A 25,095-nucleotide genomic window follows, 5' to 3' on the forward strand; every position below is an offset into this window, starting at 1 on the left:
AAATTTTAGGGAGGAGTTTTATTTGAGAAAAAGAAAGAGACGCTCTATGCTGGCTGGAGCTTCCGCTGTTTTGCTTGTTCTTGTTTCCGTGTTAACACCGATACATACGTATGCAACAGCAACAGTTGCAGGAGACGCCGAGCAGCAGATGGAGGAACAAACGAAATCAACGGATAAACCAAATCAAGAACAACCGCTTCATCAAAATGACAACGAGCCAAATGTTGAAGAAAACAACTCTCAGCAAAACGAAGTTCAACAGGACAAAAGTGATGAAAGACAGCCTGATGCAGCAAATGAAGAAGTGAAAGAACCTGCAAAAGGAGGGGATCATCCATCTTTTCCGGTTAATGAAAGTGAACAAAAGCAGCAAAAACCAGAACAGCAAGATACTGATACAGTTCCCGAAACTTCAAAACAAGAGCCAGAAGCAAATTCACAATCTACCCCCCAACTTGAACAGCAAGCTGTTACATTGCCACTGGAAATCGTTCATCAGCCACCGGCAGTCATTCAAAAAGGCCGGCCGCTTAAAATTGATGCGGAAGGAAAAGACCTTGCAGAGTTGACATTGTTTTATCGTACAGCTCCGGGTATGCTTGTGAAAAGCATGAAAATGGAGAAAATAAATGATACAACCTTTACGGCAACTGTACCAGAAAGCGACTTATGGTCTTATACTTTTTCTTATTGGTTTGAAGGGAAAAATGAGACAGAAACAACAAGACTTCCAATAAATTCTTCTGAAACATTTTCAGTAGCTATTCAACAAGATGCGGAACCGGATTATCAAAAAGTTCCGAAAATCTTAATCACCGAACTGGCTCCAGACACGTCAAATGTCGGAAGTGCTGACGGATATGAATTTATTGAGCTTTACAACAATACCAACAAGCCGATTGAATTGCGAAATTATGAACTTCATTATCAATATCCGGGTACAGCAAAAGCCGATCAAGTTTTTCAATTTTCGGACAATCAAGTAATAGCTCCGCAAAAAACTTTCATTCTCTGGGTGAAAAATAGTTCTAATCAATCTTTAAGATTGGAAGATTTTAATCAATTTTACGGAACGGATTTGAAAGAAAGCGAAGTCCAAGCCTTGCCATTTGAAGGAATGGCTAACAGCGGCATCCGGACATTAGCTGTTTATTCAAAGGATGGTTCATTAGTATCTGCAGCAGCATATAATGATGGAGCTGATGATGTTGAAAGAGATAAAGGGATCATTTATCAATTTACGGAAGAGACGAAAATGAAAAAAATTGGCTTAAGTGAAAAAGCTAATCCAGGTGCATTCATCGAAGGGCAAGTGCCGAAGACACCTGTCGCCATTGAAGAGCCTGATGACAAAGAAGCTCCTGTCATTACACATCAGCCAATAGCAGAATGGGAAAGCGAGGAACCATTAATTGTAAAAGCTACAGTTACTGATAATAAAAAAGTCCGTTATGTCACATTATTTTATAAATTGACGGAAAATGGAGCATACAAATCCCTTCAAATGACTGAAAACGGAAATCAAAATGAATATAGGGCGGCGATTCCCAGTGCAGACATGTGGGGAAGCGAACTCCTATATTACATAGAGGCATCAGATGGAACAAACACGGTCAAAACAGAGGAATACCATGTTCAACTTAAAGCTCCCAATATTGATTATCAAAAAGTCCCAAAACTTCTTATTACTGAAGTAGTTCCGGACAGCGCCAATATAAATGGGTTGGACGGTTATGAATTTGTTGAAATTTATAATAATACTAATCAGACTATTGATTTTAAAGACTATAAAATCCGATATCGATATCCGCAGGAAGGTGCAGAATCCGATCTTATTTGGGGACCTCCTAATGATGATCAATCACTGCAAATTCCTTCAGGTGGGACGCTTGTATTTTGGATCATCAATCAAGGGAATGCATCGTTGGCTGTTGAAGATTTTAATAAACATTATGGTGTTTCGTTAGAAGAGAACAAAAACATTGTGAAAATTTATAATAACGGAATGGCCAACAGTAGTGCGAGATCATTAGTAATTGCCACAAACAGCGGAAAAGAAATTTCCGTTGCTCATTATAATGATCAGGTAAATATTGATGATACTAAAGAGGACAAAGGGATTTTGTACAAATATCCTGCGGATGGAAGCAATATAATGCAAAAAATTAGTGCCGGCGTTGAAGCGGCTACACCCGGATCGGTAAAAGACGGACAAACTCCGAAAGTGAAAGTAACTGTTCCAGCCGATTCAATGGCGCCAACTATTGAAAATTTAACAAATACTGAAAAAGCTATGGAAACGGATAATATTTTCATCAAAGCGGAAGTAAAAGATAATATCGAAGTCAAAACCGTTTCTTTATACTACCGGACAAAACTACAAGAACCATTTAAAAAAGTGAATTTAGAAGAAAACTATAATTCGAGATTATATGAACATACGATTTATTCGCCTGAATTAATTGGGAAAAATATAGTTGAGTATTACTTTGTCGCTGGCGATGGGACGAATATCCAAGAGTCTCCTCATTTTACGGTTCAAATTGAAAGTGCAAATAAGAAGCAGGGCTTGCGGTTAAACGTAGAAAATGGACAAATTGTTTCAAAAGAAACCGTAGTGAAGGCAACAGGCGATCTTACACCTGAGGAGGTTTCCTTATATATTGATGGAGCAAAACAAACAAATACTTTCCGCACGATTGAATCAGACGTTTATTTTGCCTTTGATGTTCGTAAAACGAATCTTTATTTTCAAAACGGTGTGACGATAGGAAATGACATTTTGAGAATATTTGATGACACCATTAATCAATATACAACAATTACGGTTCCGATTTCGTCGGAAAGGCTGAAAATCGGTGAAGATTTATCAATTGCGATTAGGGCAGGCACAAAGGTCAGTCCATTTGATGAAACATCTGAAGAAAATCGAGATGATTTTTATGTAAAAAATGTGCGATTAGTTTTATCTGACGGCACAGCTCTATACAGCAGCGAGTATCAAGAACCCGAACAGGAGATTTCCGTCGGCGACAGTGCCGGATTAAGCCCGGTTGTCGAATTTACGTTCAATATTCCGGATGAAAAATTTACTTCCCTCGGTTACTTATGGAACAGCGAAAATGAAGAAGATGGCGAGCATGAAGTGAAAGCAGTTGACCAAAAGGGGAATGAAGTGAAATCGACAGTTATTGTCGATAACACAATGCCAATCATTAAACCAACTATTGAGGAAGGAAAAAAATATAAAGGACCTTTTGTTATTGATGCTGAAATTCAAGATAAATGGAGTAAAATTAGATCGATCACTGCCAAATTAGATGATCAATATATCGATCTTCCATTTGCAGCTTCGTCAGCACAGCTTCAATCAGGCAAACATCAACTTGTCATTACAGCTATTGATGAGGCAGGCAATGAAGGAAAAAGCGAAGTCACTTTCTATACAGTGGACGAACATCCGCTCTTACCTGATTTTTCCGAAACAGATGAGGATGCTTTAAGTGCTAAATTGTCCGTAAGGGTGGCGGATCCGACAATGGACGATCTTGATGTATCTTTCTTTCAAGCTTTTCAGTATAAAGCATCAGATGAAGAACATGTAGATATTTTGCAAAATGCATCTGATACAGAACCGCCTGCTGGATTTCAAGTTGAAGGCGAAAAAGTTCTTTCGAAAGATGAACGCAGGAAGTTGGAAAACGCAGATGGCGAGGCGCTTGCAACAACATCAACTGAGCAGTTTCCGTATCATCGCTTCAACGTTACCGTTGATCAAAAAGTTGATGAAAATGATGAAATAGAACTTATTTGGAACGGTTCTTCATTGCCGGGACGAAAAGTGACGATGTATGCCTGGAACAATATGGAAAATAAATGGAAGGAAGTTGCTTCACAAACTGCCGGTGAAGAAAGATTTCAATTGAAAGGGAGCGTAATTGCGAAAGACTATGTGAAAAACCAAAAGGTGAGCGTGATCGTTCAAGACCAAATCGCGCAAACTATAGATTATGATTATACGTTTGTATGGATGAGCGATACGCAATATTATTCGGAAAGCTATCCACACATTTATCAAAAGCAAGTCGAATGGATTCGAGATCAAAAAGATAATCTCAATATTCAGTATGTATTTCATACAGGTGATCTAGTCGATGAAGCAGATGATCACAATCAATGGGCAGTGGCCGATCAAGCTATGAAAGTGCTAGATGATGCAGGAATCAGATATGGAGTTCTAGCCGGCAATCATGATGTTGGCCATAAAGACGGAAGCTATGACAATTATTATCAATATTTCGGCGAGAATCGGTTTGCAGGTCGTGACTATTATGGAGGTTCTTATAAAAATAACCGCGGTCATTATGATTTAATTTCGGCGAACGGTAATGATTATATTATGGTGTATATGGGCTGGGGCGTTTCGGATGAAGATTTGGACTGGGTGAATTCGGTGCTTGAAAAGTATCCCGATCGGAAAGCAATTTTAGCATTCCATGAATATTTACTAGTCAGCGGAAACCGCAGCCCGATTGGAAATCAAATTTTTGAAAAAGTTGTTAAACCAAATAAAAATGTGATGGCGGTATTATGCGGACATTATCATGACAGCGAGACATTAGTCGATGAGATTGATGATAACGGAGATGGAGCGCCTGACCGAAAAGTATATCAAATACTTGCTGATTATCAAGGCGGTCCTGAGGGCGGCCAGGGCTATATCCGTTTGCTGCATTTCAATACAGATACGAATCAAATTTATGTAAAAACATATTCGCCTTATTTAGACGACTACAACTTTTACGATCCGGAACAGTATCCAGGAAAAGATGAATTTATCATTGAAACCGATTTACAACCGCAAGAGAAAAAAGTAGCAACAGATTCTTTTGTTGTCAACGTCTATACCGACAGCTTGATCGGCAAAGTCGAAAACGTTCCGAGCGGCGAAGTGGCCTCTGTCATGTGGCATGATTTAGAGCCAAACCAAGTGTATTATTGGTACACGGAAGCGGAAGATCAATTTGGCGGTAAAACGCGCTCATCGATTTGGTCTTTCCAAACGAAAGAAGGTGAAATTGTTCCAAATCCGGCTGATCCGGGAGAAGGTGGAAATGATCCGGAAAAAGACAACAGGGATAAAGGTGGTCAAGGCGATAAAACACCTTCCGAAGGTGGCAGCAAAGACAATAAAACACCTTCCGAAAGCGGCGGCCAAGAAAAAGATCAAGATCATTCGGGTAACGAAGTTCATCCTGAAAACGAAAATCATAATGGAAACAACGGTAGCGGATCAGGCGGCACAAATAATCCTTCTGGTACGGATGGAACTACGGATGGAACGAAATTTGAACAGGTGAGTGAGAATCAAGCTTCGGCATCACTTCCGGATACAGCAACGTACGTGTATCGCTGGCTGCTGATAGGCATGCTGCTGATAGCAATGGGAATGATGCTGAAGATTCGTCACCGCAAAGCTATTTACAAATAAAATAGGAAACCCCCAAAGCACATGTGCTTTGGGGGTTTCTTGGTGCGCCCGACATGGGTGTAATCTCTAGGATGAAAGTCCCGAGCTCTGAAGGCAGAAGCAGCAGTTAGCTTAACGCAAGGGTGTCCGTGGTGATACGGATTCTGATGGAAGCGGGCGGCAAACTTTGGGTCTCTTGCCTGAATAGTCAGCCGTCCTATGATTTTTTCCATTAAAAAATGACCATTTGAAAACTTCTTCTATATCTATTATGAAAAAACAATTTCTATAAAGTTTGTAAATGATCGGAAATTAAAATTGACAAAAAGAAAAAAGTATTGATAAAATTACCAATGAATTGGAAAATTTAATATAATATTCAAAAAAATGAAAGTGAAGTTTAGAGTTTACAAAGAAAATAGATTTTTCCATTATTCATCGGGATAAGCAGTGGTTTTAGCACAAGTATCTTTATACAAAATAAAAGAACTATTTTCAGTTATTGTTGATCGCTGGACAGTGCATTTACGTGAAGAAAAAAGGATAGAAAACATGATCCCGTTTTCTCTCTTTCGATCTATCATAATTGAATGTTTCCAATCAACTGCAAAGCGGGGAATATAGAATGCTGTCATTATATATTCAACACAAGAGACACGGTGATGAATTTGAGCTGAAAAATATAGAAGTGACCATCATGCCTTCTCAAATCACATTATTATTAGGTCATAATGGGGCGGGGAAAACAACCATTATTAAATCACTCTTTGGATTAATGGATTATGTCGGTACTTTATCCGTAAATAACAAAAAGATTGATTTGAATGTTTCTGAAGATGTGGATTATTTGAAGAAAAATGTTTCCTATATTTCAGATGAGATTGCTCTTTTCGATTATTTGACGCCGAAAGAATACTTCTCTTTAATCGAAAACTCATTTAAACATCAGGTAGACCATCAGTTATTAGAAAAGCTTATAAAAATTTTTGAACTTGAAAGGTATCTGCATATACCGATAAGCAATTTATCTCATGGCAATAAGAAAAAAACACAAATTGTTTCACAGCTTTTTAAAGGAAGTGAATTTGTCATCTTTGACGAGCCGACGAACGGGCTGGATCCCGATATGGTCATTATCTTGCGAAAAACTCTTCATTTTTTAAAAACAAAAGGCATCGGGATTTTATTGTCCACCCATCACCTTAGTTTTGGGGAAGAATTGTACGACAAGGTTATTTTGCTTCGAAACGGAAAAGTAAAATTAAATTGTACGCGGGATCAAGTATTTGAGCAGTTTGGCAGAATGTCTTTGGAAGAAATATATGAAGAGGCAAACAAGGATTATTACTTGAAAGCAGAGGAGATTTTAAATGCCCCCGATGTTCGAGATAATAGCGAGGATCGAGATTCCGAAACAGGTTAAAAAAGCAAAAAATATCTTTTTGAACTACCCGACTCATTTATTGGCAGTTGTTTTAGGAGCGATTCTCTTTTATGTCGTATATGCCTTAATTTTATTTCAATATTTGGATTTCATTCCATTGAATAAGACAGACGCTTTTGATTCAATTTTGGTGTTCAGCATCTTATTGGCATGTTTCCTTATGATATTTTCCAGGGAAAAGTTAAAAAGAAAGGAGTATGCCTTTTTCTTTTTAAACACTTCTATTAATTCGGGTCAATTTGTTGCGGGAAGCTATTTTTTGTTATATGTCTTTTTTAACATCTTCATTTTTTTCACATTTTTGCCTTTGCTCATTTCTTTTTATATAAAACATATTCAAATACATATCTTTCATATTTTTCTAGTTCTTCTTTTGTTGTTTATTATTTTTTGGTTCATCCTGTTTATTTGGATTTTATCCTCTTTGATTGTCGGAAAATGGCTGGGCAGACATAAAGATGGACTTTATTTCAAATCATTATTATTTATGTCCATCATATGGGGGCTGCATTTTGTTTCTAAACATATGGCGGAGCGTATAGGAAATTTCGGCTTTCTGTTTTGGATCGGTTGTTTGGCCGCTCTTTTAATATTATGGATAGGGATAAAAAATTTATCGGGAAGGTATTTATTTGGTTTATTTCAGCAAAGCCATACAGGTAATTATCCTAAAAAAATAAAAAGCAAGGAATTTAAGCTTAATCATTACGTTATTCATTTTGTATTGGAAGCAATCTATTATTTTCGAAATCGACTTTTTGCGGAAATGGCTCTTATGTTCTCGATTCTCTACGCTCTCACCATAGGGGTTTATATTTTCTCGGATGCAATGACCTTTGCCATTGTATATTCATTTATTATGAATTTAGGTTTAAAAGAACTTATGATTGTTTTGCCTTTATGTATTGGGATGCATTTTAGGCAATATAATCTTTCCATATTTATGATCAATGCACCGGCTTCCGTCTATTTTTTTCCGAGAATATTCATGGCAATAGCAGTAAATTTTATGATTTATTTTTTATTTGTAGTTTTAAATTGCTTTATATTAAATCAAGATTTTCTTCCGCAATTAACCGGAATTTTTTCTATTTTTTTCGTCACAATGCTCTCAACCTTTGCCGGATTTATAGTAAGAATTCATGACGGGAATAAGGCTGTAGCGTTAATTATAATCCTTGTCATTGTGGCAATCATTGATTCTTTTTTACATTATTTCATTTCGCAAAGTTATTATATTGATTTTATATATGTTGCAGGCGGGATTTTTCTATACTTGATTTCTCAAAATATTTTTTTAAGAAGGCCTGTTTTCAAATGATAAAAGTGCTATTAGCAGTCTGGCCTCCAATTTTTCATGAGACGGGATATATCGCAATGAATTATAAAGAGGGAATGAAATATATTGGACTTCGGCAAATAATCAATTTTTGAAGTATTTTTATGTAATATATTTTAATTCTGAAATAAATTTGTGCATTTCCCGTCAATAGCAGTGTCGATAGTGTGAATAAATATGACTGACAGCTTTTTTGTGAAGATGTTATTTTTAACATCGTTATGTAATTTGCTCTTTTTGTCCTCAAATGGCCTGATGAAAAAAATTGTAAAAGCAATAGAAGAAATGAGGAAGATGTTATGACAACTTTCTTTAGAGCGCTTATGGGCGGAATCAGTTTAGTTTTTCTGTACGCTTTAATAGTTCTAATAACCCCTTTTATTATTCGGTTATCCGGCATCACCCACATTGAATCAAGTCCGAAGATTCTGAACCTTCCCTTATATGTCATCAAAATAGAGGGAAGTAAATTTGTAGCGGAAGCGACCTGGTTAGGCTTAATTCTTTCACTTGTAGCAGGCACGGCTTTTTATTACTTGGTTCATTTCTTTACAAGAAACAGATCCCGTTAATTCATTGAAGGAGCCGCTGAAGAGAGAGGCTTGTAAAAAATTTTGCTTATTTTTCACGACATACCGTCAAGCAAAATATTGAATGCCACGAAATTTTCTTCTTTACTTTGGATTTGAAAGCGATTGATGCAGTCTGTAGAATTTTCCAGAAATTAATAATCCAGTGGAATTCATTTATCAGCATCTGACAGGAGCGAACATGTATCGATGACTTTTGTTTAGCGTATTGATCTGGCCATGTGGATATTGCTCTCAGATATGCCAGAGCTATTTACAAATAGAAAAGCCCCAAAGTATTGGATTTTGGGGCCTTTTTGCAGATTAACCATTTACGATCGTGCCGCCGTTTACGTGGAGAATTTGCCCTGTCATATAAGTAGAATCGTCACTTGCTAAATATACATAAGCAGGCGCAACTTCCATCGGCTGTCCGGGCCGCTTCATCGCTGTGTTGGAGCCAAAAGAAGCTACTTTTGTACGATCAAAAGTAGAAGGGATGAGCGGTGTCCAAATGGGTCCTGGCGCTACACCGTTGACTCGAATGCCTTTAGGGGCCAATGATAAAGCAAGAGAACGGGTAAATGACGCAATGGCGCCTTTTGTTGCCGAATAATCAATGAGCTGTTCATTTCCATGATAGGCTGTAACAGATGTCGTATTTATGATCGTGCTGCCTGTCTTCATATGGGGAAGAACAGCCTTTGTCATGAAAAAGAACGAAAAAATATTGGTCCGAAACGTTCGTTCAAGCTGTTCTGCTGTAATAAATTCAATTCCTTGCTGCGGATGCTGCTCGGCTGCGTTGTTTACTAAAATATCCACTTTTCCAAATTGATCTTTTGCTCCCTTCACCGCTTGCTGGCAAAATGCTTCGTCGCCGAGATCGCCGGCTATTAAATGACATTTGCGTCCGAGCTGTTCAACATACCCTTTTGTTTCCTTTGCATCTTCATGCTCATTTAAGTAAATGATGACCACATCGGCACCTTCTTTGGCAAACAGCACCGCAACCGCTCTCCCGATGCCGCTGTCGCCGCCGGTAATGACCGCTGTCTTTCCTGCAAGCTTTCCGCTGCCTTGATAAGAAGGATCATCAAAGATTGGTCTTGGATTCATAAACGATTCAATCCCCGGCTGCACATTTTGCTGTTGAGGCGGAAGTGTATTTGGCTGATTTTGCTGCTGAACCATAAAAATCTCCTCCTAAAACAAGTAAGTATACAGTTAGTATGGGAAGTGGACGGGGATAATAAACAAAAATTGATTAACGGTATATTTTAGAAAAAAATGATTTTTCAAAAAAACTATTGATACTACAATCTGTTTTATGGTTATATTTAGGTGAAGTAACAGTATTTGGTTATAAAATAAAATGGAGAATATTTGATATGACATTTGGAAAAAGCGAACCGTTAATAACAAAATGGCTTTTGGGTGATGAAATGTTATCATAAAGTGGCTTAAATGGAAATTAATGATAAGATGGGGAAATAAATGGGGGAATATAAAACTGATTCCTGATAAATATTTAGAAGGAAAGACATTATTTTGATTGAGTATCTTAAAAGATATACTTATTTTTTCGATGAATCTCATCATTTTATATATTCTTTTTCAACTAATATCACGAGATTATATCGAATAAAAATCATCGCAAATGGATTCAAAAAGGAACATTTTACCGCTTAATAAGCTCATTTGACGGGAACGGAAATGTGACGGCATGTATGGTTGTTTCAGAAGATCAAAAAGAAGCGCTTGTAGGTTACTACTAAGTGCTGGCAAAACCAAATCACGGATATTTACGCATTCTGTTAAAAGGGTTAAATGGCGATTTTGAATATGAAATAAAAGGAGTCGAAAACACATTTTTCGGCGATGAACTGATGAACGTCGACATTCAGCTGACGAACGATATCTTTGATGCCCGCTTCGGGGTCAATGAATCGGGCGATTTTTCTTCAAAACTCTTTAAGCTCAAAGCAAAAGAATGATAGAAACCGGGGCGCCTGCCTCGGTTTTTTCATCAGAGCCTCAAATACTTCCCCTTACACCCAGAAGGAGTGATGGATTTTTCCCGCAGGCTGGGGCATGGATCGGGGAAGAGTCAAATTGCCCAAAGTACACAAAATCCGGGCAATTTGCAAAATGCGAACGGTATTTACGGATTTTAGGTTGAAGTCATGAGTTTTGCTAATTGGCAGCGATTGTTGCTTCGCCTTGTGGATGATCATGTAAGTGAATGATTTTGTTGCATACTGTGTCAAAATCATTGCTATGGTCTATAATGATAAAAATGGAATTTGATGAGCCGTTTTCAATTAATTTCTTTATCTTTTCTTTACCGCTAAAATCCATATGAGAAATTGCTTCATCAAACATAATGATGTTTGCCCCTTTTAAAAGGGCTCTGGCAATAGCAATTCTTTGAATTTGGCCTCCTGATAAATTTTTTCCGTTTTCCCCAACTAATGTATTTTCTTTATCAGGCAATTTTTCTATAATGTCATCTAAACCAGTTGTTCTCAGCACTTCCATATAAGTATTCGAATCAACGTTTTCTACACCATATTTAATATTGTTTTCAATTGTATCGTTAAATAAATATATTTTTTGCGATACGATGCCAATGTTTTTCCGAAGCGATTTTTTATCTATGTCATCAATCGGTATTCCATTTATAAGAACTTGTCCTTTTCCTTTTTGCACATTATATAATCCCATTAATATTCTAAGTATTGTTGTTTTGCCGGTTCCATTTTTCCCCTTTATTAAAAGCTTATCAGCAGAGGCTAGCGAAAAACTTACATTATTCAAGATATATGGCTGGTCTTCTTTATACCTAAAAGATACACCTTTAAACTCAATGCTCTTAATATCATTTATTTTGACTTTATTCTGTTCCTCGTCCTCTCCTATTTGTTCAATAAATATATGGAGCCTTTTTAAACTTACTAATGCCGGCTGGATCGTTAGAACAGTAGCCGATATATTTTGAATTGGCGAATACAGTCTGGGAAGGTAGTTCATAAATACCATATACCCGCCTATTGTCATACTATTTATTATGACATCTTTTCCACCCATAACGATTAATAAAACAGAGGACAGTGAACCAACCAAAACAATTAATTCCATACCAATTGAATAAAAGATTGATTGTTTAATATTGGCATCCACTAGATCTTTAGCTGCTGAATTGATTTTTTCTGTTTCCTTATCCTCTACCGAGAGATTTTTGACTTCTTCGATACCCTGTACTGACTGCTGTATTTTGTTGTTTAAAACGGCACTTTTTTCAGCTGTTTCAGTAGATATATGAAATATTGAAGACAAGAATTTGTTTGAAATGATGTAATATGCCGGCATTAGCAGACATAAAATTAATGTTAATTTGAAATTGATTGCTGCCAGAATAATAAGGGTAGCAAACAGTTCAAAAAAACTTAGCAAAATTTTAAATGTGTTGGCAGAAAACAATCCCCCTATATTATTTACCTCATTTAATCTTGATGTAATATATCCGCTGGGGTAAAAATTGAAAAACTCCATAGGCAGTTTCAGCAGTCTTGTTGATATATTTTGCCGAAGCTTCAACACTATATTCTGGCTTACTTTTGTAAAAACTACATTGGAAAAATAGTTGAGCATACTCTTAATTACATATATTAATGCAAGTATTGCACTGAATAAAAGAACATAGTGATAATCTTTTTTTGCTATTCCAAAATCAAAAATATTCTTAATGATTAATCCTGGAAGTACAGTGATTGCAGAAAGAACAACTAATAAAAGAAAAGCTATAGACAAGCTCTTTTTAAATTCTTTTAAATAGCTAAACAATAAATTTACGCTGTTGTTCATATATATCGCCCCGGTTTAGTTAGTAGAGGTAACCGTTGATTTTTCTATTTTATTGCAATAGACCATTCCATCAATCCTTTTGGATTTAAAATAATCTAGCGCACGGCAATCAAAGCAAAATAAATTTCTCTCACAATTTGAACAATGTTGAATTTTCGTTTTAGACATCTCCCAAAAAATTTTGTATTCTTTTCTGTGGAAAGCTTCCCAAAGTTTCTCTTTTTTTAAATCTCCCAACTCATAATCCCTTATCATCATGCAAGGATAAATTTTGCCGTCAGAGGAAATAAAGATTTGGCCGTATAAACAGTTGTTATATTTTTTTAAATAGGGAACTGAATTCAAATTGATAGGAATTTCTCTATTTTCAGGGTTCATCATTTCAGCTATTCTGCTAATAGAGTAATATTTATTTGTAGGATATATATAGATATTTTGGTAATTTCTCTTTCCAAATTTTGATTGAATCTCTTCAAAAGAAGAATCATCTAAAGAAGAGACTATTATTGAAACAGTATGAGGTATTTTGTGTGTATCAATTATTCTAAAAGTTTCCTGAATACGTTCAAAAGAGCCGTCAACTTGGGTGATTTTTTCATATTGTTTATTTTTGGAACTGAAAATTTGCAAAGCTAATGAAACATTTTGATCTTTTAAGAACAGGCCAATATCGTTATTTATTAAAGTGCCATTTGTAAAAATGGTAACGTTGATTTTGTGTTTAAAAAGATAATTTAGCAGTTCTTTTAATAAATGCCATTTTAAAAATGGTTCTCCTCCTGTTATAAAGCATTCCTGTATCCCTAGTTTTATGCTTTGATCAATTATATCCTTCCACTCATTGAAATTCATCTCTTCTTTGGCCGGCCATTTTTTACATCCGCATGATCTGTAGATTACATTTTCTTCGGTACAAAATAAACACTTTAAATTACACGTCCCGGTTAACTCAATTACCAATCGATTTAGTCTAAAAGGGATTAATTTATCGTATTTTAATGTAGCAATTCTACTTGTTTTTATTTTTTCCAAGTATACACCATCACGATAATAAGCACCTAAATCATGTTCCAATAAATAATCTATTAATTTATCAGGAATGTTTTCTTTATCCTGTTCGTTATTATTTAATGATTCTATAGCTTCGGCATCAGTTTTATTAAATTGAAATTTCTTTCCGCTTATTAAGTGATAAAGTACCGCCCCTTCATTTCCCTTCAAAAATATGACTTCCGGATGAAGTTTAAAGTTCATACGTTTCCTCTCCTTATTCTCTAATCTCTTGAAATATTCCCGGATTATTTTCTAAAATAGAGTAGTATGTAGAGAAAGAATTTATAATTCCTTCTCTAAAGTTTTTGCAAAAAGTGTCTTTTAATTGAAATCCTTGTCCGTCAGTTTCAGTTATTACATAGCAAAGGTTGCAAATATTATTTAAATTACAATTTTTGCATCCTGCTAAAGCAGAGAAAAAATTATTCATGTAATTAGCTTGCTTAGTTGGATCCAAGCCGGTTTCTATATTTCCAACAGGATAATGAGGATTAATTTTTTCGCACATATGAAAATTTCCATCACTATCTACAGCCAATTTATGGATTCCAGGCAGGCAAGTACCTCTTAACTCATTATTGCTATAAGCAGTATTCATCATAGGATCGAAGATGATGCTTTTAAGAATTGTTTTGGAAAAGTTAGTTGCTTTCTTTTCAAACTGTTTATCTTTCGCTCTTTCAATGAGTCCTTTGATAAAATCTTTTCTTCTTTCTAAATAGGATTGCTCCAACTGGACACCTTTATAGTACTCAGTATTTATATTACTTACCCTGTTTACTCGCTGAATCCGCTTATCCAGTTCAGGATGCTCCATGAAGTATTTATCTAATTTACCAAAATCTGTTAAATTATCATAAGTTATTAATATTCCATAAGGTAGTACCGGTTTATTTAGTCTCACTTTTTCCCGATATATATCATCCATTAAAGCCAGATTTTTAAAAACTCTGTCAAACGTTCCCTTTTCATTGATTGTAACCCGGTTTCTATCATGATTTTCCTTATCACCGTCTAAACTTACAGAAATAGAAAAATTTTTATCAAACATATAATTGATTTTGTCTTCAGTTAATAAATATGCATTGGTTGTTATTGAAAAGAAAATATTGTCAAATACCTTTTTGTAATTATCGTTGGTGTACTCAACAACCTGTTTTATAAGTTTCCAGTTTATTAAAGGCTCTCCCCCATAAAATCCAATGGATATACTTAAATTGGGGTTGTATTGGATACTTTTAATATTTACATTCATATAGTAATCAATAGCGGATTTTGCGGTTTGAAAATCCATACGTTTATTTGAAAAATTCTTTGAGTAAAAATAATGATCAGAGTAAATACAATATTTGCATCTGAAATTGCAAGCATCGGTAACAATTAAGCATAGATGCGATATTCCCTCTGTCAGTAATTTTTCTTTAATAAATTGTTCAGTGATTTTTGGCAATTGAAAATCTGATTGAAAGAGGTTATATTTTACAATTTTATGAAGCAATTCATTTAGATTATTTTTTTGGAAGTCTTCTTCATGAATGGTGTCACCTATCTTAATTGCCGACAAAAAGTTTTTTTCTGATTTATTTACTGGAATAACTATTCTCGTACTGTTGTCATAACAATAATTACCTTTTTCGGTATCAAATAATAATGGTTCAGTTAAAAATTTAATCATTTTCACTTCCTCCTCACTTATTTAAAAGTACCAAGAGCCACAAAAGGCGTCATGGCTCTTGGCCTATTAAGATATTAAGCTTTAAAGAAGCGTGCTTCCCCTGCTGCAAACCCTAATACGTCTGCGATCGGTGAGACTGTGTCAGCTGCACATGCAGCACCGCATGTTGCGATGCATTTCACCTGACAGAATAAGGTTGCCATTGTCATCCTCCTTTCAATTTTAACGTTAACCCTGTTGCAACCATCTTAGGGGAAGAAAGTGAAGAGGCCTCTCTACCAAAAATTATAAATGATGAACTCCATTAATTTACAGAAAAATTTTACATATTTTTGAATTTTTCCAACTATATGGGAGGCTTTTAAAAAGGTCAATCTGACAGGGCATGAAAACAAGAAAATGATGGAATGATCCGGCGGAATGAGAAAATGGGTGGGAATCGCACAGCTGTTAATGAGAAAGCCGTCGATCTTAATTTTTGATGAACCGACAGCGGGATTGGACATTGAAGAGCGGATTCGCTTCCGCAATTTGCTAAAAAACCTTGGTTTGGAGCATACGTCATCATTTCGTCGCATATTGTCGAAGATATTGAGTTTTTATGGACAAAGATCGGTGTTTTAAAAAGCGGAAACGTCCTATTCGAAGGAACGCCAGCCGAGCTGAAAGCCCATGCGGAAAGATATGTATGGGAATATCGTGTCTCGCCGAATGAATTGGATACCATCATGGCGGAAAATGAAATGATTCAGCTTCTCGAAGAGGGAGACGGCGTGAATGTACGGGTGTTTGCGAAAAAAGAGGAAGAAGGGGCGAAACAAGTCGCACCAAGACTAATTGATCGGTATTTAGCCGTTGTTAGGGGTGTGAACTAAAATGAGAGATTATTTAGAAAGCATTTATGCACCTTTGTATTTGACCGAAAGACGATGGGGCTCACTTTTTTTGTCCCTGCTGTGATGTTTAGCTTATCTCTGTTGCTTATTCTGTTTGTTCCAAGAGAGGAAGATGATATTCACAGTAATATCATTATTATTCAAGGTGTTTTTATACCGTTTACTTGCTGGTGCCTTATGTATCGGCTGAGTGAAATGTATGAAGAAGGGGCGCATGAAACGTTAGTTCCATATTACTAAAAACGGTTTGGGATGGATTTCTTCCAGTACTTGATTGTCAATATTATCGGGGTTTTTCATTTATGTACCGCTTTTGTGATGAAATACGGGATGACTTCGTTATCTGGTCTTAACGTGATTCATTTTATGATTTTAGTATTATTCTATATGCTTTTTGGCACATCATTTATCGTGCTGATTATAAACATTGAGATTTCTCTAACGATTATCATGAATTACACGGTTTTAGAAGTGCTTACGTTAGGAGAATTTATCCATGACCGCACATCTTTCTATTCGATCCGCCTGTTTGGGATCCATTTTTATTGAGAAAATGGGTATTTGTCGATAACCGTTATCGTGCTAATGTTTATAACAGTTGTTTTCATTCAGCGGGCGGATAGGAAGCCGCAATAGGCTATTTTAATACAATTTATTCAAGCTTATGGTTAGGAAAAGCTTTGAGGCGATTTAATAAAAAATGGATAACGAAGTGCTAAACGAGCACTTCGTTATCCATATGCATCCGAAAATAGCTTGCCCTTAACGGCGAGACGAAATATTAAAGGACATTAAAATATCGAGCTTCAGGGTGTGAGACGACGAAGGCAGAGACGGATGCTTCCGGTTCCATCATAAAGCCTTCCGTCAGCTGGATGCCGATTTTTTCAGGCTTTAACAGCTTAAACAGCTTCGCTTGATCTTCTAAGTCTGGACAAGCCGGATAGCCAAATGAATAGCGCTGACCTTGGTATTTTGCTGCAAACCGTTCCTGCATTGTGAAGTCAAGCGGATCCGGGAAGCCCCATCGGTCGCGGATCAGCTGGTGCGTCCGCTCTGCAAGACCTTCTGCCAGCTCCAGCGCCAATGCTTGAATCGCATGGCTCCGGAAAAATTCACCGCTTTCTTTAAACTGCATGGCGATGCTGCGAATGTCTTTTCCAGCAGTTACGGCAAACAGGGCGATATAATCATGCGGTGTTTCATCTGACCGTTCGCTTACATAGTCGGCAATGCATAAAAACGGCGGCTTTTCCTGCCGAGGGAATGTAAACGTCTCAATGATTTTATCTTTTGCAGCCGGATCTAAAATGTGAATGGAGTTTCCTTCGCGATAGGCCGGGAAAAATTGATAAATAGCAGATGGACGGAACCAGCCATATTCTTTCCCTAAACGCAGCAATTCATCTATTTCATTTTTTAGTTCTACCGCTTTTTCCTGTTTTTCCAGAAGCATCTGTTTGACATTGCCTTTTAATCCGAGATGGTGTCCTAAAAGCATTTGCATGTTCACATACGGGACGACTTGGGCAATATCAATGTTTTGAATAATGTGTGGATTGCAGTCAGCTGGATGATATACGGTCGGTTTGGACACAGATGATTTTTTTTCAATGATCATAACAGGTTTGCTGCTTTTCTGTCTATTCTGTTTTTCCTCAACTGCGACCGTTCTTTTCTCAAGGAAAGCATCCGGGTTTTCTCTCAGCTTATTGGCAAGCGACAGCCCGTCCATTGCATCTTTCGCATATAACACAGGACCGTCATATTCCGGTGAAATTTTTTGATCGGTAAATTTGCGTGATAATGCAGCACCGCCGACTAAAATCGGAATCGAAATGTTGGCTGTTTTTAAGTCTTGTGCTGTTAACACCATTTGCTGGGCTGATTTGACGAGCAGTCCGGAAAGACCGATAATATCAGGCTTTTCATTATTGACCGCTTCAATCAGCTGCTGCGGCGCAACTTTAATGCCTAAATCAACGACGCGGTAGCCGTTGTTGGAAAGAATAATGTCAACTAAATTTTTGCCGATGTCATGGACGTCGCCCTTGACTGTAGCTAAAATGACTTTTCCTTTGCCGCTGTCATCTTTTTTTTCCATATACGGTTCTAAAAAGGCGACAGATGCTTTCATCACTTCCGCACTTTGAAGCACTTCAGCAACAATCAGCTGATTGTCGTTAAACAGTTCGCCGACAATTTCCATTCCTTTCATTAACGGCCCGTTGATGATATCGAGAGGATCATCATATTTTTCTAGTGCCAGTTGTAAGTCTTCGATTAATCCTTGCTTTGTTCCTTCCACAACGTATTGTGCGAGCCGTTCCTCCAAGGTTAATTCCGTTTTCGGCTTTTTTTCCTCTTTCTTTTTGTCGCGGTAAAAGTTCGTAAATTGTGCGAGCGTCTGATCATTTGTTTCAAATAATAAGTTTTCTGCCAACTTCCGCTCTTCCTCAGGGATCGAAGCGTACCGCTCTAATTTTTCCGTATTGACGATCGCATAATCGAGCCCTGCCTGTGTGCAATGGTATAAAAAAACGGCGTTTAATATTTCTCTGCCGACCGGCGGAAGCCCGAAAGAAACATTGCTGATCCCGAGAATAGTTAAACAGCCGGGAAGATGTTCTTTAATTAAACGGATCCCTTCGATCGTTTCTTGGGCAGATCCGATATATTGCTCATCACCTGTGCCGACAGGGAAGACGAGCGGGTCAAAAATAATGTCGCTTGGACTTATACCGTGTTGATTGACTAAAATGTCATAAGACCGCTTGGCAATCTCCAGCTTTCGCTCCGCAGTCAGAGCCATTCCGTCTTCATCGATTGTTCCGACGACAACAGCTGCACCGAATTGTTTCACAAGCGGGAGAACTTCTTCAAACCGTTCTAAGCCGTCCTCTAAATTGATCGAGTTGATGATCGCTTTCCCTTGTGAGTATTCGAGCGCTTTTCTGATGACATTGGCGTCGGTTGAGTCAATGACAAGCGGCGCTTTTACTTTTTTTACAACCTCGCGGATGAAGTTTTCCATATCTTCAAGCTCGTTTCGGTCCGGATCTGCGAGACAGACATCGATGACGTGGGCGCCGTTTTTCACTTGAGCGCGGGCGATCTCCGCTGCTTCTTCAAATTTTCCTTCCGCAATGAGACGCTTGAATTTACGCGAACCGATGACGTTTGTGCGTTCACCGACAAACAGCGGGCGCATTGATTCATCATAGCGAAGGGGCTCGATGCCTGATACCGTATGTTGATTTTGCTTTTTGACGATTTTTCGCGGTGTTAAGCCTTCCATTGCCTCCCTTATTGCGCGAATATGTTCGGGAGTTGTTCCGCAGCAGCCGCCGACCATATTAAGCCAGCCTCTTTCTGCAAACCCTCTGATTTTTTTTGCTAAAGATTCCGGTGATTCATGGTAGCGACCTTCTTCATCAGGCAGTCCGGCATTCGGATAACAGCTGACAGCGGTATTGGCGATTTCAGACAATGTGCGGATGTGATCGGTCATGAATTCAGGACCTGTCGCACAGTTTAAGCCGACGGCAATTGGATTCATATGTTCAGCTGAAATGTAAAACGCTTCAATATCTTGACCGGCGAGAGTTGTTCCCATCGGTTCTATCGTTCCGGACAGAATGATCGGCACTTCTTTCTTGAGCTTTTGAAAAGCTCGTTGAATTCCTAAGTAACCTGCTTTTACATTGAGCATATCTTGGCTTGTCTCAAGGAGAAGTACATCAACGCCCCCCACTAACAGTCCTTCCGCTTGAACTTGATAAGCTTCTGCCAATTGTTGGAATGTGACGCCGCCTGTAACGGAGAGCGTTTTAGTCGTTGGCCCCATTGATCCTGCCACAAAACGAGGCCAATCCGGTGTTGAATATTTTTCTGCAGCGCGCTTTGCAATCTCCGCTGCTTTTTTATTTATTTCAAAAGCAAGGTGCCCCAAGTTATATTCCTCGAGGACGATGCTTGTACCGCCAAACGTATTTGTCTCGATAATATCAGCGCCTGCTTCAAGGTACGCTTCATGAATACGGACAATCGTTTCAGGGGAAGTGATGTTTAAATATTCGTTGCATCCTTCATATTCTTCACCGCCAAAATCTTTCGCAGATAATTCTGCAGCTTGAATCATTGTTCCCATGGCTCCGTCTAGTATTAGAATTTTTTTCTCAAGCTGTTCCTTTATGTTATACATGGGAAATCTTCCTTTCTCGTTTTGCCTTTTCTTTTTCATGAATGTATTCCGTCAGCTCGACTGTCATCTCATAATGCAAAAACGGAGTGATTAAGTAAATGCCGTTAAACAGGTCAAATGCTGCGTCAATAAGCGATTTTGCAATGGCAAGTCCTTCTCGTTTTCCCTTTTCTTTATCATTGCCTGCTTTTTGCATCTGTTCGCGAATCGAATCGGACAATTTAATGCCCGGCACTTCGTTATGAATAAATTCAGCATTGCGGCTGCTTATTAACGGCATAATCCCGAGATATATCGGAACATTCAGATGTTTTGTTGCTTCATATACTTCTTCGATCAGCTTCTCCGAGTAGAGCGGCTGCGTAATAAAATAATCGGCTCCGCAGCTGATTTTTTTCTCAAGTCTCTGAACTGCGCGATCAAGATGTCTTACGTTCGGATTGAAGGCGGCGGCTACAGTAAAGTTTGTTTTTTGACCAAGTGATTTTCCGGAGTATGACAAACCTTCATTAAATTGCTTAATTAAGCTGATTAAATCAAACGATGATAAATCATAGACAGAGGTTGCACCCGGAAAATCACCGATTTTGGACGGGTCGCCGGTGACCGCTAAAATATCGTGCAGGCCAAGCGTATGCAGCCCCATTAAATGGGATTGAATGCCGATTAAATTTCTGTCACGACATGTTAAATGAACGAGCGGGCGAAGCTGGAAACGGCTTTTCACAATATTTGCGCAAGCAACATTGCTGATTCTTGGTGTAGCAAGGGAATTATCCGCAAGCGTAATTGCATCAATCCCCGCTTTTTTCAACGCTTTTGCTCCTGTTAAAAATTTTTCCAAGCCGAGCGTTTTCGGCGGGTCCAATTCTACAATCACTGAGCGTCTGTTTTTTGCAATATCTGGGAGAGGAGTTTCTTGACTTTCTTTCATAGGTAAAACATGAATTGGAACATTTCGTTCTTTTACTTCTTTCTCTGTGACAGGAGGGAGGTTTGATACAGCTTCAGCCATTGCCCGAATATGTTTCGGCGCGGTTCCGCAGCATCCGCCGAGAAGCCGGACACCTTGTTTTCGGAATTGAAGAGCCGCTTCATAAAAATAGTGTTCATCTGATTCATAAACTAATCTTCCGTTTTCATACCTTGGCAGGCTGCCGTTTGGAAAAGCGGATAAAAAGGCATGTTCAAACAGCGGCACTTCTTCCAGCGATTGCAGCATATGATAAGGGCCTAAACGGCAATTGAGGCCGACAATATCTGCACCAAGTTCTTCAAGCATTTTCAAACCGTCTGCCAATCTTGTTCCATTTTGAAAGACGCCTTGTTCGTGCAAAGAAACATTTGTGATAATGGGCAAATCCGTTTCTTTTCTAGCTATTTGCAAAACGGTTTTCAGTTCTTCCAAGTCGTAATAGGTTTCTAAAATAATGCCATCTACGTTTTCGGATAAAAGGACATGAAGCTGCTCACGAAAATTTTCGGCAATGTCAGATAGCGTGAAGGCGCTTTTTTGAAACGAACGGATGCCGCCGATTGTTCCGATGACATACCCTTTGTTTTCCCCTTTTTGTAACGCCCTCTTTGCAAGTTCAACCCCTTTTTGGTTGATGATCTTTATATCATCTTCCAGCCCATATCTGGCAAGCTTTATGCGATTGGCGCCGTATGTATTTGTTTGAATAACAGTTGCGCCTGCGTCTAAATAGGCTGAATGAATCCGTTCTATTTCTTCCGGTTTTGAAACGTTTAGCTCATCAAAGCATCTGTCTATTCCGAATGAGTATAGTAGAGTCCCCATTGCTCCGTCGGCAATTAATATATGATTCTGTAAATCTTGTAAAAGCCCCATAAAAAGTCCTCCAATCAAATAAAATAGGCGCCTGCAAGGAGGCGAACACCTATATAAAAAAGAAAAGCCTTCTAAGAAGAAGACTTTTTCTTGAACATTTTCCCCTTCTTCTTATCTTCCGAGCGCAAATTTACGCATCGCTGGATTTAGCACCTTGGTACCCAAAGTTTTTGGGTAATCCGGTTGCTGAAGGTTCATCGGGCCAGTCCCTCCGCTTCTCTTGATAAGAACGCTTTACCGTATGAAATTTTAAAACAACGGATTAATCCTAATTTAACGAATTTTATCAAAATAATCAATATAAAGTTTCAATTTTTAACAGGACGAAGCTAGCGAAAATTAATAAACTGTACGTCGATCGGCAAATCGGCGCTTTTCACAGCTGCAATCACTTTTTGTAAATCGTCCTTGCTTTTGCCGCTTACCCGGATTTGATCGTCTTGAATTTGGCTTTTTACTTTCAGCCCGGTATTTTTGATCAGCGCATTGATCTTTTTCCCGTGTTCTTTGTCAATTCCGTTAACAAGTTTAGCTCTTTGTCTGACAGTGCCTCCTGAAGCCTTTTCGATTTTTCCGTACTGAATGTTTTTGGTAGCGACACCGCGTTTAATCATTTTGCTTACTAATACATCTTTTAGTTGATTCAGTTTATATTCATCGTCAGAGATTAGCACAAGCTCATCTTTTTCTAGGGATATATCGCTTTTAGATCCTTTGAAATCATATCTGTTTACAATTTCTTTTTTCGCCATTTGAATGGAATTGTTCACTTCGGCAATATCCACTTTTGAGACGATGTCAAATGAATTCTCCTTAGCCAACTTTTTACCTCCAATAACGTTATTTACATTCATTATAGTGAATGTCGTTCAGTTGAACAACTCTTTTAGGGGTTCCTCGCAAATTAAATGAAAAAACCGTTACTTAAAGCAACGGTAAGGAAAATAATAGCTGGCAGAAGTTTAAGTGCGCTTAAATAAAATTATGCTAAAGATGTTGCTTTGGAACATTTAGGGGAAAGAAAGTTTTGTAAGTTTTTTACTGCTTCGAGCGAATCTTCTCCTTCAGCGCTGATGACTACATGACCTTCTAAAAAGGCGGAAAAACCGAGCATGCTTAAAACGCTTTTCGCATTTAATTGGAGCTTTTTTGTTTGGAATAAAATGTAGCTGTTAAATTTGATCGCTTCATGGACAAGGGAAATGACATATTCCGGCTCCATCTCTTTTGTAAGATACACGGAAATTTCATGTTTCTTCATTGTGTCACCTCTTGTATACTTGTTTTACAATATCTTACATTAATAAAGGATAGATTCCCATATGTTTGTCATTTCCTCTTACATATAAAAAATGACCTCCGCTTTCGAATATGGAAACGTTCTGGATTTCTCTGTTTTTTAATGAAATGAATGGTCTAATCAAATTGAAAGTTATTGCCCCACCCATGTTTTATTAGACAAAAATGAAAACAAAAGCTAGAGAAAAGATGCATACTGTAAGATAAGAAAGCGTCTTTTTCTTTCAGAACGTCCGGATAGAAGAGGTGGAAGACTCGCCTTTAGAGATATTTCAAAAAAAGAAAAAGCCCGACAGGCGGGCATTATAAATGATCCGTTTTCTTTGAGTATTGCCGTTTTCCAAGCTCTCGATTTTTTTCCTTCAATAGATTTTTTTCGTGTCGTTTTGCATTGTTGTCTACAGCTTTTTTATCATTATCGCTTGTTTTGGACATTCAGGAAGCTCCTTTCAATACTGTTATATACTTATGATTTCCATGAAGCTTCTTGAATATGTTTATTTAGAAAAAATACAGCAAGGGTGCCGGGGCCAGAGTGTGCACCAATGACAGCACCGATCGTATGGATGATAATTTCTTTTGGATGAAACGTTTCTTCAATTAATTGTTTTAATTCGAGAGCTGCTTCTTCATCATCACCATGGCTGATGGCGATTGTCTGTTCACTCAATCCGTCTCCACGCTCTTCCATCAGCTCAAGAATTCTCCGGTAAAGCTTCTTTTTCCCGCGGATTTTTTCCAGCGGGATCAGCTTTCCTTCTTCGACATGCAAAAGCGGCTTGATATTTAGCAGTCCGCCAACAAACGCAGATGTTTTGCTGATTCTCCCGCCGCGAGCCAAATATTCCAGGCGATCAACTGTAAAAATGTGCTCCATATGACTGCAATACTCTTTTACTGCATTTGCCATTTGTTCTAAATCAAGTCCTTGTTTTGCTAATTGAATGGTGTAGCGGACAGCAAGTCCATACCCAAGTGAAGCACATTTCGAATCGATAATTTGCAGTTTCCAATTCGGATATTTTTCAAGCAATTGCTGCTGAACCATAACGGCAGTTTGATATGTACCGGACAATTCGGAAGAAAAGGCAATATACAGCGCCGGCTGATTGTCTTTCACCAGCTTTTCAAATTGATTGGTGATTGTTTCCGGTGATGCTTGTGATGTTTTAGCAACGTTTCCAGCTCTCATATAGTCGTAAACTTCTTTTGGTTTGATTGTCAATTGATCCTCATAGTCCTTCTCGCCAAGGTGGACACGAAGAGGGATGAAAGAAACGCCTTGATCGTTTAAAAAAGAGACAGGCAGATCACAAGCACTATCAGCGATAATGTGAATATTCATTAATCACACCTACTTTTTTTCATTTACATATAGTCTATCTTGATCACAAATAGAAAACAATACAATTTGCAAACTGAAAATT

16 protein-coding genes, 1 pseudogene and 1 riboswitch are annotated in these 25,095 nt (G+C 37.9%); of the genes and pseudogenes, 6 read left to right on the plus strand and 11 right to left on the minus strand.

Going from position 1 to position 25,095, the window contains the following annotated elements:
• Positions 1-22 precede the first annotated feature (22 nt).
• The 3 genes from NSU02_RS05735 (at position 23) to NSU02_RS05745 (ending at position 8,235) form a co-directional block, all read left to right on the plus strand.
• Positions 23-5,491 carry a lamin tail domain-containing protein gene (locus NSU02_RS05735; RefSeq protein WP_339194686.1) on the plus strand — a complete coding sequence of 1,823 codons (5,469 nt, stop codon included), beginning with the start codon at positions 23-25 and terminating at the stop codon, positions 5,489-5,491.
• Positions 5,492-6,095: 604 nt separating this feature from the next.
• The gene (locus NSU02_RS05740) at positions 6,096-6,893 is read left to right on the plus strand and encodes an ABC transporter ATP-binding protein (RefSeq protein ID WP_066248413.1); all 798 of its coding nucleotides are present in this window, start codon (positions 6,096-6,098) and stop codon (positions 6,891-6,893) included.
• A gap of 445 nt (positions 6,894-7,338) precedes the next feature.
• The gene (locus NSU02_RS05745) at positions 7,339-8,235 is read left to right on the plus strand and encodes a hypothetical protein (RefSeq protein WP_327855892.1); all 897 of its coding nucleotides are present in this window, start codon (positions 7,339-7,341) and stop codon (positions 8,233-8,235) included.
• A 911-nt stretch (positions 8,236-9,146) separates the two neighbouring features.
• On the opposite strand, the gene NSU02_RS05750 is transcribed toward NSU02_RS05745, so the two are convergent.
• Complete coding sequence (locus tag NSU02_RS05750; RefSeq protein WP_339194691.1) at positions 9,147-10,016, minus strand: SDR family oxidoreductase; 870 nt, start codon at positions 10,014-10,016, stop codon at positions 9,147-9,149.
• A 584-nt stretch (positions 10,017-10,600) separates the two neighbouring features.
• Here NSU02_RS05750 and NSU02_RS05755 point away from each other — a divergent pair.
• Complete coding sequence (locus NSU02_RS05755) at positions 10,601-10,819, plus strand: GH36 C-terminal domain-containing protein (protein ID WP_339194693.1); 219 nt, start codon at positions 10,601-10,603, stop codon at positions 10,817-10,819.
• 199 nt (positions 10,820-11,018) lie between these two features.
• Here the strand turns inward: NSU02_RS05755 and NSU02_RS05760 are convergent, their stop codons facing one another.
• From NSU02_RS05760 to NSU02_RS05775, 4 genes are all read right to left on the minus strand, one after another.
• Positions 11,019-12,689 carry an ABC transporter ATP-binding protein gene (locus NSU02_RS05760; RefSeq protein WP_339194696.1) on the minus strand — a complete coding sequence of 557 codons (1,671 nt, stop codon included), beginning with the start codon at positions 12,687-12,689 and terminating at the stop codon, positions 11,019-11,021.
• Between the two features lie 15 nt (positions 12,690-12,704).
• A complete protein-coding gene (locus NSU02_RS05765) occupies positions 12,705-13,943 on the minus strand; it encodes a radical SAM protein (protein WP_066248394.1) in 1,239 nt (412 codons plus the stop codon).
• A 13-nt stretch (positions 13,944-13,956) separates the two neighbouring features.
• A complete protein-coding gene (locus tag NSU02_RS05770) occupies positions 13,957-15,417 on the minus strand; it encodes a radical SAM protein (protein WP_327856681.1) in 1,461 nt (486 codons plus the stop codon).
• Positions 15,418-15,491: 74 nt separating this feature from the next.
• Entirely contained in the window at positions 15,492-15,620 is a 129-nt protein-coding gene (locus NSU02_RS05775) for a huazacin family RiPP peptide (RefSeq protein WP_158640141.1), read from the minus strand.
• Positions 15,621-15,780: 160 nt separating this feature from the next.
• Here NSU02_RS05775 and NSU02_RS05780 point away from each other — a divergent pair.
• Positions 15,781-16,292 (plus strand): annotated as a pseudogene (locus NSU02_RS05780) (ATP-binding cassette domain-containing protein); the annotation flags it as partial.
• A gap of 387 nt (positions 16,293-16,679) precedes the next feature.
• Positions 16,680-16,862 (plus strand): hypothetical protein, encoded by a 183-nt coding sequence (locus NSU02_RS05785; protein ID WP_339194700.1) that lies wholly within the window; start codon positions 16,680-16,682, stop codon positions 16,860-16,862.
• Between the two features lie 232 nt (positions 16,863-17,094).
• Here NSU02_RS05785 and metH read toward each other — a convergent pair whose 3' ends face one another.
• From metH to NSU02_RS05815, 6 genes are all read right to left on the minus strand, one after another.
• Positions 17,095-20,517, minus strand: a complete 3,423-nt coding sequence (metH, locus tag NSU02_RS05790) for a methionine synthase (RefSeq protein WP_339194702.1) — start codon at positions 20,515-20,517, stop codon at positions 17,095-17,097.
• Entirely contained in the window at positions 20,510-22,369 is a 1,860-nt protein-coding gene (locus tag NSU02_RS05795; protein ID WP_339194704.1) for a bifunctional homocysteine S-methyltransferase/methylenetetrahydrofolate reductase, read from the minus strand. The genes metH and NSU02_RS05795 overlap by 8 nt, the downstream gene beginning before the upstream one ends.
• A gap of 108 nt (positions 22,370-22,477) precedes the next feature.
• A riboswitch (SAM riboswitch) is annotated at positions 22,478-22,599 on the minus strand.
• A 99-nt stretch (positions 22,600-22,698) separates the two neighbouring features.
• A complete protein-coding gene (locus tag NSU02_RS05800) occupies positions 22,699-23,190 on the minus strand; it encodes a YajQ family cyclic di-GMP-binding protein (RefSeq protein ID WP_339194707.1) in 492 nt (163 codons plus the stop codon).
• A 161-nt stretch (positions 23,191-23,351) separates the two neighbouring features.
• Complete coding sequence (locus NSU02_RS05805) at positions 23,352-23,630, minus strand: HPr family phosphocarrier protein (protein ID WP_339194709.1); 279 nt, start codon at positions 23,628-23,630, stop codon at positions 23,352-23,354.
• 341 nt (positions 23,631-23,971) lie between these two features.
• The gene (locus NSU02_RS05810) at positions 23,972-24,103 is read right to left on the minus strand and encodes a DUF3941 domain-containing protein (protein WP_082829462.1); all 132 of its coding nucleotides are present in this window, start codon (positions 24,101-24,103) and stop codon (positions 23,972-23,974) included.
• A 31-nt stretch (positions 24,104-24,134) separates the two neighbouring features.
• Positions 24,135-25,013 (minus strand): DegV family protein, encoded by an 879-nt coding sequence (locus NSU02_RS05815; protein WP_339194711.1) that lies wholly within the window; start codon positions 25,011-25,013, stop codon positions 24,135-24,137.
• Positions 25,014-25,095: the final 82 nt, after the last annotated feature.

The sequence above is a fragment of the Aeribacillus sp. FSL W8-0870 genome (assembly GCF_037963755.1).
Taxonomy (GTDB): Bacteria; Bacillota; Bacilli; order Bacillales; family Aeribacillaceae; genus Aeribacillus; species Aeribacillus composti.